The organism is Kiritimatiellaceae bacterium, from assembly GCA_013141415.1.
Taxonomy (GTDB): Bacteria; Verrucomicrobiota; Kiritimatiellia; order Kiritimatiellales; family Tichowtungiaceae; genus Tichowtungia.
In genome coordinates, this window is sequence record JABFQY010000003.1 from 224,054 (window position 1) to 236,305 (window position 12,252).

The 12,252-nt window shown below is 53.8% G+C and carries 13 protein-coding genes; all 13 read right to left on the reverse strand.

All coding sequences use genetic code 11. The features are described 5' to 3' along the window. Positions 1-9 precede the first annotated feature (9 nt). Positions 10-1,386 carry a hypothetical protein gene (locus tag HOO88_05230; protein NOU36150.1) on the reverse strand — a complete coding sequence of 459 codons (1,377 nt, stop codon included), beginning with the start codon at positions 1,384-1,386 and terminating at the stop codon, positions 10-12. A 143-nt stretch (positions 1,387-1,529) separates the two neighbouring features. Continuing rightward, on the reverse strand, positions 1,530-2,396 hold the full coding sequence (locus HOO88_05235) for a HEAT repeat domain-containing protein (protein ID NOU36151.1): 867 nt from the start codon (positions 2,394-2,396) through the stop codon (positions 1,530-1,532). Positions 2,397-2,461: 65 nt separating this feature from the next. After that, complete coding sequence (locus HOO88_05240) at positions 2,462-3,559, reverse strand: glycosyl hydrolase family 26 (GenBank protein NOU36152.1); 1,098 nt, start codon at positions 3,557-3,559, stop codon at positions 2,462-2,464. A gap of 3 nt (positions 3,560-3,562) precedes the next feature. Next, positions 3,563-4,369, reverse strand: a complete 807-nt coding sequence (locus HOO88_05245; GenBank protein ID NOU36153.1) for a tryptophan synthase subunit alpha — start codon at positions 4,367-4,369, stop codon at positions 3,563-3,565. 14 nt (positions 4,370-4,383) lie between these two features. Beyond that, positions 4,384-4,782: a hypothetical protein gene (locus HOO88_05250; protein ID NOU36154.1), complete on the reverse strand. Its 399-nt coding sequence runs from the start codon at positions 4,780-4,782 to the stop codon at positions 4,384-4,386. After that, entirely contained in the window at positions 4,779-5,828 is a 1,050-nt protein-coding gene (locus HOO88_05255) for a protein arginine kinase (protein NOU36155.1), read from the reverse strand. The genes HOO88_05250 and HOO88_05255 overlap by 4 nt, the downstream gene beginning before the upstream one ends. Then, on the reverse strand, positions 5,825-6,331 hold the full coding sequence (locus HOO88_05260) for an excinuclease ABC subunit B (GenBank protein NOU36156.1): 507 nt from the start codon (positions 6,329-6,331) through the stop codon (positions 5,825-5,827). The genes HOO88_05255 and HOO88_05260 overlap by 4 nt, the downstream gene beginning before the upstream one ends. Positions 6,332-6,342: 11 nt before the next feature. Next, on the reverse strand, positions 6,343-7,212 hold the full coding sequence (ilvE, locus tag HOO88_05265) for a branched-chain-amino-acid transaminase (protein NOU36157.1): 870 nt from the start codon (positions 7,210-7,212) through the stop codon (positions 6,343-6,345). A gap of 8 nt (positions 7,213-7,220) precedes the next feature. Then, positions 7,221-7,916, reverse strand: a complete 696-nt coding sequence (locus tag HOO88_05270; protein NOU36158.1) for an ABC transporter ATP-binding protein — start codon at positions 7,914-7,916, stop codon at positions 7,221-7,223. A 23-nt stretch (positions 7,917-7,939) separates the two neighbouring features. Beyond that, a complete protein-coding gene (locus HOO88_05275; protein ID NOU36159.1) occupies positions 7,940-8,377 on the reverse strand; it encodes a hypothetical protein in 438 nt (145 codons plus the stop codon). Then, the gene (locus HOO88_05280; protein ID NOU36160.1) at positions 8,355-8,945 is read right to left on the reverse strand and encodes a helix-turn-helix domain-containing protein; all 591 of its coding nucleotides are present in this window, start codon (positions 8,943-8,945) and stop codon (positions 8,355-8,357) included. The genes HOO88_05275 and HOO88_05280 overlap by 23 nt, the downstream gene beginning before the upstream one ends. A gap of 56 nt (positions 8,946-9,001) precedes the next feature. Next, on the reverse strand, positions 9,002-10,231 hold the full coding sequence (locus HOO88_05285) for an ABC transporter permease (GenBank protein ID NOU36161.1): 1,230 nt from the start codon (positions 10,229-10,231) through the stop codon (positions 9,002-9,004). A gap of 105 nt (positions 10,232-10,336) precedes the next feature. Beyond that, complete coding sequence (locus tag HOO88_05290) at positions 10,337-12,169, reverse strand: hypothetical protein (GenBank protein NOU36162.1); 1,833 nt, start codon at positions 12,167-12,169, stop codon at positions 10,337-10,339. Between the last annotated feature and the right edge of the window lie 83 nt (positions 12,170-12,252).

The window sequence follows — 12,252 nt, forward strand, 5'->3', positions numbered from 1 at the left end:
AAATAACTCCTACTTCAATTCCACGCCGATTTTGTAGAATCCCTGTCCGTCAACTTTGTGAACGGTATCGGTGAAAGCGCCCGCCGTCCACGGAATATTCGTTTCCAAAGGCTGGAAGCCGTTCAGCAGATTGGTGGAAAAATAGACGGAATAAACGCGCCCGGAGGTCGCGTTCCACCGAAGAATATTATCAGAAGCCGGAGATTTATCGGCGACCATCTGGAATCTGCTCTGCGGATTCTTTGGATCGAGTCCGGCGATGTAAGCTTGCAGAATTGAGTTCACACCGTTTGAGCAAGTCGCACCGGGGTTTTGATTTCCTCCTTGCTGACGCTCCCAGTCATCGTTAATTCCGTCAACATCGCTGTCGGCCAAACCAACGATTTCCTGGTATTCATACGCACCCATATCGACCGTGCCTTCGACGATACGAGGATTGCCGGCCAAGTCGGTCGCGTTCGACACGACCGAATTATTCCCCCAGTTAATGCAAGGCGAGTTAGACTGCAACCGAAAATCCCCATTCGCCTCATCCACAAACAGCGGCGTGCTCGTGATGTTTCCATTGACTCCATTGATCAGATCGGAGGCACAAGAACTGTAAAATTCTGATCCAGCATTAGCACTCTTCTCGGGTGAAAAAACAGAGTTATAGACCACACTTCTATATACATCGACACAGGATGTGCTGATAAATGTGCAGTTATAGGCCGTCCCGAAGGCGATTGTACATCCCAGCATACCTGCAGTATTATCTATAAATAAACAATTATACGTCTCTCCGCCATATTGTCCGCCGCCATACCCGTTAGCCCCAATCGCACCTCCGAAGGGATTTGCCACATTGCCAATAAAAGTACAATTGTACGATTTCCCTTCAGCCATCCCACCGCCGTCACTTGCTTCATTCCCGCGAAAAATACAGTTCTGCGCTGTTCCGCGAAACATTCCTCCACCGCTGGCAAAATCAGCCCGATTTGTGGCTATAACGCAGTTAACCACTACTGGAGTTGTATCCGCACAACGTACTCCCTGCTGACCATTTTCAATTGTGAACCCGCTGACCGTACAGGCGCTGTCATTCAGACTGAAACAGCCGAATACACCGTTCCCATCAACAATGGTCGCCTCTGGGCCATTGACGCTGCGGATGGTGATGGCGTTGGTGACGGAAATTTCAGCAGACAAAACATAGGTTCCGTTGGTGACCCAAACGGTGTCGCCATTCACAGTCAAGTTGACTGCAGCTTGAATGGTTTTCTTCGCCGTCGCCCAGCTGGTGGCAGCACCGGTATCATCGGGACGCGTCGCATCCACAAAGTACTCCGCAGAGAAGGAGGAAAGTGCGGCGAGAAGAACGGTCAGTAGGATCAGATTTCGTTTCATGCGGTCTCCGGTTAGATGCGGAGCAAACTAAACAAATTCCCGCCTTTCAACAAGACTTCTGCCGCGTTATTCCAAGGATTAGAAGCGCGGGCGCGGCATTATTAACGACTGATTTCGCGTCACCGATGCTTCACAGCGTCGGTTTATTTAAGTTTATCCAACTTGGCGAGCAGGACTTCGCGCAGGCGCGGTTTGTCGTCCGGATAAAGCGAGATGAGTTTTTTGCCCTGCTGCTGGTAGAGTTGCTGTTTTTTGAGCATGCCGATTTTATAGTCGGCGGTGTCCATGCCCCAGTATTCGACATAGACATCAAACTCCGGCAGGTAAAAGTCGGGCCGGATGGCGTGGCCGCTGAGGATGCGGAACCGTTCGTCGTAGCGGTATTGGACTCTCTCCGCCGCCAGCACCTCGCAGATCAGCCGCTCGCCGTCGGACTGCACAACGGTTCCGTCTTTGGCGCGAATGGTTTTCTGTAATTCCACCTTGGTTTCAAAGTTACGCCGGTCGAGAAATACCTCGTCGAAGCAGTGGTCGCAGAACGGACGCTGAAAAGCCTTTTGCGAACGGGCATATTCGTCCGAAGCCAGCTTTACGCCGCAACGGCGGCAGTGATGAACAGTCTGTTCTTCAGCGATCCGCACCGCTTCACGGATGGTTTTTCCGGCGGCCAGCACACTGCGCTTGACGTAGTCTTTCTCCACCGGGCTTTTGTAGAGATCGCGCAAATCCGGCAGAACGTCTTTGGCGTGTACTCCGAAAGCACCGAGCGCCTTGGCAGAATATTGCCGAACCTGCGGGTGAGCATCCGCAAGCAACGGCTGGAGCGTCTTCACAGCAGGTTCCGGCGCAACAATCCCCGCCAGCTTGCCGAGTGCGGAAGCGGCCAGTCGCCGAACCAGCGGCGATTCGGAGCGCGTCAATTCAGCCAGTTCAGCAAATGAAGACGGGCTGGCACTTTCGCCCAATTCCTTGGCCCGCGCAGCCAGCTTTCTTTCATTCCCGATATTCATGACTGATTCTGCATCTCTAATGCTTCACCGCGTCCGCAGTAAGTTTAAAACGCTACAAAGGACGATTAATCCAGCGAGCGAACATCGGTACGCCGATAGAAGGCTTTGATTTCGGCTTGGGTGTTAAACAGAAATCCAAGATGTCCCCACGGCATGACCCAGGCCCACGGCTGACGGTCGAGCGCTTCGTCCGGAGGAAGTTCGCCGACTTCCGCCAGCGCGACGGGTTTTCCGTCGGCCAGCGCAACCAGATCGGCGTAATGCGACTGCTGATAGTCGCGGCGGTAGATGTCGGTCGCCAGAATATCCACATACTTTGCACCTGGATAAAAATCCGGATACGGATAGGCTTCGTCGTTTTTCCGATCACGTGGAGCATGCGCATTCCAGACCCACAGCAGATTGTTCAGCTTGTGGTGCATCGTCAGCCGTTCATAGAGCTGAATCCAGAGTTGCTGATAACCGCGCGGGCCGGGCTGATTGCACCACCAGAACCAGACGCCGTTCATTTCGTGATACGGACGCCAAAGCACCGGAATTCCGGCATCGCACAACTGTTTCAGGTAAACCGCAATAGCGTCCACTTCCGCCTGCCATTTCATGTGCAGTTCGGTGCCAGGAGTAATTAATTCCTCCCACTGATCTTTCGGCAGACCGCCGTGCATCCAAAGCTGTTCATACGGGCCACAGTCGTTATTGCCGGGAGCCAGTGCATGCCACATCAGCGTGATGATATGCCCTTTGGCGTGCTGTTTTTTAATCCGCTCCACTAATGCCTGCCGCATGACCGGAGGCGTCACACCGGCAACAATCATTTCGTCCGGCGTTTTTTCCGGAAAGCCGTCAGGAAATTCCGCGCTCATGTCGCGGGCGGCGAATTGCAGATCGCTGGCCGTGACGGCCAGTCCCGGATCAATCAGATTCATCGGGCCGCAGTGTTTATTCGGCTCAGGGTTTGCACCTTTAAAGCAGAATCCCAGATCACTTCCCCATATCGCTGGCTTGTGTCCGGTCAACTCTTTGATTCGGTCGCAATATTTGGTGCCGCTGGCGAGAAAGTCGTGCTGTGCCGAAAGCGTCTGCTTTCCTTTGATGGAATAAAAGTATTCAAGAAGCGCACAGGCTTCAGCGCTCGCCTTTGGATTTACCGGTTTTTTATTCACAAATTAAACACTCTTAACGGCTCGAACCATTTCGGCGACGAACTTTGCCGCATCGGCACGCCCTTCCGGTGTGTGCGGGTTGTTGTGGAATTTATTGACGATGGCGCTGCCGACGACGACAGCGTCGGCAAACGACGCCGCTTCGGCGGCCTGTTGCGGCGTACCGATTCCGAAGCCAAGTGCGACAGGAAGTTTTGTGTGTGCCTGAATTTTTGCAACGAGTCCGCGCGCACCTTCGGCGATGGAATCGCGCACGCCGGTGACGCCTTCGCGGGAAACACAATAGACGAAGCCGTTGGCGTCTTTGACAATCTGCTTGATCCGCTCTTCCGGCGTCGTCGGCGTAATCAGCGAAATGGCATTCAGATTAGCGGCGGAAATAAATTTACGGTACGGCCCGGATTCTTCGCGCGGCATGTCGAGAATCAGAAATCCGTCAATGCCAGCGGCGGCGGCATCGTTCATCGCTTTTTCAAAACCACGGGCATAAAGTGTGTTGAGGTAGGCGTAGAAAATCAGCGGAACCTGTGAGCACTTGCGGATTTCGGCGACGCAATTCATCACGCCGTCGAACGTCGCTCCGGCGGCCAGCGCGCGGGTGGCGGAATCCTGATTGACGCGACCGTCGGCCAGCGGATCGGAAAACGGCAGTCCCAGCTCAACCAGATCAACTCCGGCGTCTTCGAGACGCAGTACGATATCCACCGTATCGGCCAGCGACGGATCGCCCGCACCGATATAAGCGATGAATCCTTTTTTGCCCTGCTTTTTCAGGGTGGCGAATTTCCGGTCAACGCGTGTTTTTTTCATAGGATCCAAGAATACTATTTGGCGGAAAGTTTTTCATCAATCTTACGGATGTGCTTAGAGAGATCGTTGAGACGGAATTCGATCGAGTTGAGCACCCAGAACTGAAAGTGCTCCACTTTGGCTCCTTTATGAATCATCCAAATAATTTTTACGGAAACCAGCAGTACCGATAGTTCCAGCGAAAACATCGGCGGCAGCGGAATCTGTATATGAAAAACATGCCGCACGAGATCAAAGGCAAACAGCAGAACCATCACGATGACAAAACCGATATTGATGAGGTAGTCGCGCCGCTGGGACTCCACGCCGCCGATCTGCCCGACCAAGAGCCGGATGCGTTCCTTTTCCTTGCGGAACTGTTCCAGCTCTTCCATCAGCGCACTGTGATCTACCGGTGTGGTGTCTTCGCTCATTTCCCCTCCAGAAATTTCCGGACAAGCTGCGCACGTTTGATATCGCGCTCTTCCGGACTCAGCACCACGCCGGCCTCTTTCTGAAGGTGTGCCGGTTGAATCCGGATAAAGAGCCGGTCAATATCGCGCCGCACCATATTCGGCGTAAGTCCCAGATCAACGCCCATTCGCAACGCGGAAAGAAGATCCAGCGCTTCGCCGGTGGCCATCAGCGCGGCGTTGGCCAGAATGCCGTAGGCGCGACCGACGTGGTCGTGTACGCGGATTTCCTGTTTACTCATCAGCCGCAGGCGGGCATTTTTTTCGTGCTCAATCACTTCAAGGACGATCTGTTCGAGGTTCGTAATGATTTCCAGCTCCGGTTTTCCGAGCGTGATCTGGTTTGAAATCTGAAACATGTGACCCGACGCCTCGGAGCCTTCGCCCCAAAGTCCGCGTACGGCGAGACCGATTTTTGAAACCGCATTGATCACCGGTTTGATTTCTTCGGTCAGCACCAGTCCGGGCAGATGGAGCATCACGCTGGCACGCAAACCGGTGCCGACGTTCGACGGACAGGCCGTCAGGTAACCGAGCTTGCTGGAGAAAGCGTACGAAAGCCCCTGTTCCAGCGCGTTGTCGAGTTCGTCGGCAATCTCCCACGCCTTCTGCAGGTTCATTCCCGGCTGAAGAGACTGAAGGCGGATATGATCCTCTTCATTCACCATCACGGCGCGGCATTCGTCTTCGTTAACAAACACGCCGCTGCCGGTCTGACGCTCGGCCAGTTCACGGCTGATCAGGTGGCGTTCAAAAAGGAGGTCGCGATCCAGAGTTGACAGTTCATCCATGCGCCAGCGCAAAAAACTGCCGTTATCCGGAACTCCGTCGAACGCCAGTACGACTTCGTTCCAGACACGGTTACGGACTTCTTTGGAAGCCCAGCCGGGGAACGTGGTATCGCGCAGGTTGCGCGCAAGCCGAACGCGACTGCTGATGACCGGCCCTTCATCCGGGCCTGATTCGAGCCAGCCACCGTGGCGCTGTAACAGTCCGTCGAGAGTCATTTCTTACTCCCGTCGTCCGGCGTATTTTCTTCGCGGTGTTTTTTGATCTGGTCGCGCAATTTGGCCGCCTTTTCAAAATCCTCGCGGGCAATCGCCGCTTCCAAATCCTGCTGAAGGCGTGCGATTTTTGATTTCACCTTCGTCTGCACTCCTTCGCGCGCCGGAATTTTTCCGAGATGCTGTCCGCTGTGGTGCATGGCTTTGATCGCCATGGTCAGCTCGGCCATAAACGTTTTGTAGCAGTCCGGACAGCCGAGCCGTCCGGTTTTACGGAATTCCTCGCGGGCCATACCGCAACGCGGACAGGCCAGACTGAGTTCATGGGCGATATTTTTCTGCGGCCCGCTCAGGCCCATCAGAATATCGGTAATGGAAATCGGGCTGTTCAGATCGATGCCTTGCGCGATGGCGTGTTCTTCGCAGAGATGAACTTCTTTCATCTCACCGTTGACCACCTGCGTCATATGCACGACCGCTTCTTTATCGCAGAGATCACACTTCATGGACTGTTTTCCTATTGGACTTTGACGCCGTCTTTGCCGGCGAGTTTCCGGTAGGCCAGAGCAAGTTTTTTCGTGACAGGGCCGGGTTTGCCGGTGCCGATCGAACGTTTATCGAGATCAACAACCGCGATGACTTCCGCCGCGGTTCCGGTCAGAAACACTTCATCGGCCGTCCAGAGTTCGTAACGGGTCAACACGGTTTCGGAAACTTCCATGCCCACTTCGCGGGCCAGAAGCATGACCTTATCGCGGGTGATGCCTTCCAGCCCGCCGCACCAGGTGGGCGGAGTCATCAGCTTGTTCCCCTTGATGACGAACACATTGTCCCCAGAGGCTTCGGCGATAAAACCCTGCGAGTTGAGCATGAGACACTCCATGACGCCGGCGTTGATCGCTTCGATCTTGGCCATGATATTGTTGAGATAGTTCAGGCTCTTGACGCGCGGATTAACCGCCTCGGCCATGTTGCGGATGGTGCCGGCGGTGATGATGCGCATGCCCTTTTCGTAGAGTTCAGCCGGATAGAGCTGAATGTCCGCCGCAATAATGATGACCTGCGCCTTTTTGCACTGGTAAGGATTCAGACCCAGCGAGCCGACGCCGCGCGTAACGACGTGGCGCAGATAGCCGTTCTGAATACCGTTGGCTTTGCAGGTTTCGACCGTTGCGGCAATCAGTTCGTCTTTGCTCATTCCGATGTCGAGCGCGATCACTTTGGCGGAGTCGAGCAGACGATCCATGTGCTCACTGAGAAAAGCGATATTCCCGTCGTAAACACGGGTTCCTTCAAAAATACCGTCACCATAGAGCAGACCATGATCAAAAACCGAAACCACCGCATCCTTTTCATCAACCAGCTTGCCGTTCAAATAAATTTTCATAATCGCCCCTACTCTTCCAGTTTTCCGTCTTTCAAAATCAATTCACGCTGACAGCGGCTCGCAACGGCTTCGTTGTGCGTCACAATGATCAGCGTGCGGTTTGCAGATTGCGCTAAATCAAAGAGATTGTTCAATATATTTTCACCGGTATGCGAATCCAAATTACCGGTCGGCTCATCCGCCAGAATCAGGTCCGGATCGTTCATCAGCGCCCGGGCAATCGCCACCCGCTGCTGCTCGCCGCCGGACAGCTCCATCGGGCGGTGATCCATCCGTCCGGACAGCCCGACTTTTTCGAGAAGCTCTTCCGCACGGGCTTTCACGTCACGCCCGGAGCCTGCCACCGCCATGGACGGCAGAATCACATTCTGGCGGACATCCAGTTCCGGCAGCAAATGGTAGCTCTGAAAAATAAAGCCGCAGCGCTTCGCGCGGAACGCGGCCCGTTTCGCCGGATTCATTTTAACCAGACTCGTCTCTTCAAAAAAGATGTCGCCGGCATCCGGACGATCCAGCCCGCCGAGAATGTGCATCAGCGTGCTTTTACCCGCGCCGCTGGCCCCCATAATGGAAAGCGTCTCGCCGCGTTTAATTGTCAGCGACACGCCGTGCAAAACCTCCACCGCGCGCTTGCCGATGTGGTAGGTCTTATGCACCTCTTCCGCTCTCAAAATTGTTTTACTCATTGCGTAAAGCCTCCACAGGTTCAAGACACTCAGCACAGCGTTTAAACCAGCTCCGGATGATTTTTCTTCAGCCAAGCGACGACCTCCGGCTCAAATTCCCGGACAAACGAAACTAATTCCTGCGCCTCTTCATACGAAACTGTTCCGGCACGGTCATATTCAGCGACATTCCGTTTTGCGCGACATGCATCAAGATAGCCGACATCCTCTTTCCGACCGGGCAGAATGACTCCCATCGCCTGAATCGTCCGGTAATGATTCAGGTTCTTTTCTGCCTCAAAACCGTCCGCACGCAACAGCACCGCGCAGAGCTTAAGTGCTGCGTTATACGCGATTCCAAAGCACCAGTCAGCCGAAAGATTCCCCGCCGAAGAATCGGAAATATCCCGGCGGGCAATTTCAAGCAGATCCGCGATCTCTCGCGCAGTCGATTGGTGAGGTTTAAGCCAACCGTTTTTATACCATTGCGCCAAGCTCATCCGCGCCCCCGATTAAAAAGAGTTTTTCTGACTGCACCACATTTGCAAGGAAGACATCTCCCTCTTTCATACGCGCTGAAAAGGTGCCCGCCGTCATGGTGTGCGGGTTGATTTCGCGATCCAGCTTCTGGCAGACCGGCGCAATGAGTGCACTGATTTGCCGCAGACCCGCATTGCCGATGATCATGATATCTACATCGCTGTGCGCCTGTTCTGCAGACCGAGCCATTGAGCCGAAAATAAATGCCGAAGATATTTCATCGGAAACCGGCTCAAGCGCCTCACGGAGCAGAGGCACAACACCGGATGTTTTAACTGTGAGATTTTGAATGTCGGTAAACAACGGATGTCGGATGTTGGCTTGAAAATAAACCCGGTTTCCATCTTTGCGCCGGGTCACCAGATCCATCTCAACCAGCTTCTTCAATTCCTGTTGCACGGTGGCCAGCGTAACCCCGGTTTGGCGTGCAATTTCCCGAGCATGGAGATCCTGCGCACCCAATCCAAACAAGGCCGAAAAAATTCCGGCTCTGGTTCGGGACGATAAAATGTCAGACAGTAAACTCATAGCGACCGTTTTTACCAGTCAATCGACCGCTTTTACCAGTCGATTTTTGTTTAAAATCATTCGTTCCTCAAAGCTTCTACCGGTTCGAGACGCGAGGCGCGCCAGGCGGGAACGAGGCCGGCCAGCGTGCAGATGACCAGAACGGTAGCGCAGACGGTGACGACATCGTTTGTGGTGGTATGCGACGGAATCTGACTGAGCTGGTAAAGCTCTTTCGGGAGCAGATCCACGCGAAACTGCGCCGAGATGAAGTTGAGCAGTTCGTTGCGGTATTTCAGTGCCAGCAGTCCGAGTCCCAATCCCATTCCGGTGCCGATGACGCCCTGCACCATGCCGATCCAGAGGAAGATGGCGACGATCCGCCGGTTAGGAAATCCGATGGCTTTCAGCAAACCGATTTCGTGCGTCTTCTGCACCGTGAGAGTAATCAGCGTATTGGTGATTCCGAAGGCCGCGACGATGGTGATGAAAATCAGCAGAAAAAACATCATGTTCTTTTCGGTTTGAAGCGCGGTAAAAAGCTGGCGGTTCAGATCGATCCACGTTTGCGCTTCAAAAAACCGGCCCAGCGCGGTGTGAATGTCGCGGGCGACATATGGTGCCGACATCGGGTCGGCAGTCATCACCTGAACATTGTGAACGCCCTGCTCTACGTTATAAATGGAGCGAGCGGTCTGAAGCGAAGTGAGTACATAGCCTGCATCAATTTCATACATGCCGACTTCAAAAATCCCGCTGACGGTCAGTTCTTCCGGCAGGCGCAATTCGTCCCGCGAAACAAAATTCTGCGGCGAATAGACCAGCAGTTTATCGCCCAGCCGTAGACCGCAGCGCAGTGCCAGATCGCGTCCGACAACGATCTGTCCGTAACCGACAGAAAACTGTCCCTCAACCATGTGATTCGGAACCTGACTGACGGTTCTCTCCAGCTCCGGATCAATTCCGCGCAGTTGAGCCGGCTGGGCATTATTGCCGACCTGAACAAAAACCATCCCTTCCAGATTCGGCGCCGCACCGGTAATTCCTTTTACTTTTTTCAGCGCCGCCAAAACTTTTTCCGGCTGACGCACGACGCCGCCGTATTCGGAAACTTTGACGTGTGCGTTGAAACTGAGAATCCGTTCGCGCCACGTTTCGTCGAACCCGGTCATCACGGACAGAACCACGATGAGCACGGCTACGCCGAGAGTTACGCCGAGAAGCGAAAGCAATGTAACGACCGAAAGGAACGACCGCTTGGGCTTCAGGTACTTAAACGCCAGAAATAAAGAAAAGGACTGTTTCATGGATGCGCCGCATCATACGCAGACATAAGCGGAAAGCAAAGTTTCCAATGGCCGGAAAAACAACTCCGTCCTGCCGGGTTTAAAGAACAGCAGAAACCGGATGGGTTATCCCAAAACCAAGTGGCCGCGCGCCGGAATTTCTTTCCCGTCAACCGTCCGCGTTTCATTGGAAAAGTTAGCGATAACGCTTACGCCGGAAGAAAATTCCGTCTGCTCCACCAAACCGTCCTGCAAATACCGGTGGTTGGTCATTTCGTCCATACCGATCCGAGCGTGGAAGTCGTCCAGCGCCAGTGACGCTTTAAATGCTTTTTCCTTGGCAGGCCATGAAGCCAGATCGTGGGCAGGCCAATAGTTCATATAACCCCACAGCCAGTTTTCCAGCTGGCTGACTGGTTCGCCGCCGCCGGTTCCGCCGGTGCCGTAGCGTGCATAGAAGGCGGCATCATGGAAAACCAGCGGCCAGAGCGGGATGGACTGGTGCGGCACATGCGTGTGCCGGTTTTCGAGCCAGTCAATATGGTACATTCCGAAGTCGCCCGCTTCTTCGCTGCCGAGCACAACGCCTTGGTCTTTGAAAAATTTCATCATGGCCATCTTCGACTCACGGCATTCATCCATGGTCAGAGGATGATCCGGATCGTAGCACTCGTAGAAACGGACACACGAAACCGTGTCGATAAAATGAGCTTTGGGATTCAGAGTCTTGAGATGCTCCCAGTTGCGGCGGGCATAGCGCTCCTGTTCTTTGGAACAGATGATAAAGGTCAGTCCACCATGCCAGTGGCCGCCCCACATCAGGTGCCCGGCTCTTGTCCGGATGACGCCGTCCGGAAAAGAAGGACTCTGCTTATAAATGTCCTGATAGTTGTCATGTAGCGCCGCGAGATACGGCCCTTCCTGATTCATGAGTCCCTTCAACTCATCCATCGTGCCCAGCGCCGGTTCGGGCGGCCAAATGTCGGGGTGGCGTTCATCGTATCCGCCAGCGAACGTTCCGCGCAGATTGAAGAGGCCTTTTTTCATTCCCCACGCTTTCGCCTGTTCCACAATTTTTTTTGCGTCGGCGTGCGTCATGTTGACTTTGAGCCGGTCTCCGGCGTTCGCCGGAGTCTGATAAAAGTTTTCGGCATTGGTCGCGTGATCCGTGCAGGATTGAAAAAACGAAACGATCCGCCCGCCGAGCATCCGTTTCAAATCGGGATTCTCTCTGATCTTTTCTTCCAAAGTCCGGAAAATTTTCCGTTCCCGGGCGTACTGGCGAAACCGCTTGGCCAGTCCGACATAGCCGCCATTGGTGAAGCAGTAGCGCACGGAACGGCTCGGCAACCAATGCCCTTTTGATTTCAGAAAGGTAGGCATGATAAGCAGGCTGTTCTGATAGCACCCGATGTGTTCATAGTTTTCATCAAAGATAACCTGCCAGCCCTGCTTCTCATCGTCCGCCAGACCGCCGAACCAGCGCATATTCAGGCCATTATTCTGCGCCATGAACCGGCATTCCATTCCCGGACTGCCTTTGCGGATCCATTTGCCGACGCCATCCGGAATCACCAGACTGGCCGACACAATCGGCGGCGGAAAGTTGAGACTGGGAAGTGCTTCGTCGATGTCGGTGATCTGAAGTTTGATATCTTCCCCGTCGAGCCGCCAGCGGGCGCGGAAGGTTCCGCGAAGCTCGGTCCACGGCGGGCCAAAAACGCCGACAATCAGATCGTCGCCGTCGCGTTTTGCCTGAAAACGTCCGATAAAATAGTCGCACCAGAACCGCGGATTACGAGTCCAGACGACATCCTCATTAATCTCACTCGTATCCTGCCAGGCCACTGGCCCCATTTTCCATAACTGTCCCGTTTTCTTATTCAGGATTTCGCCGGAACAATCTGCATGAACTGTCAGTTTCAAAAATTCATTATCCAGAACCAGTATGTTTTTCATCAATCGAATCCTTCTGTTTCCAAAATCACCAAACTCGCACCCGCTTATGAGTTCTATAATTCCTCAATATAATCAAACAGATA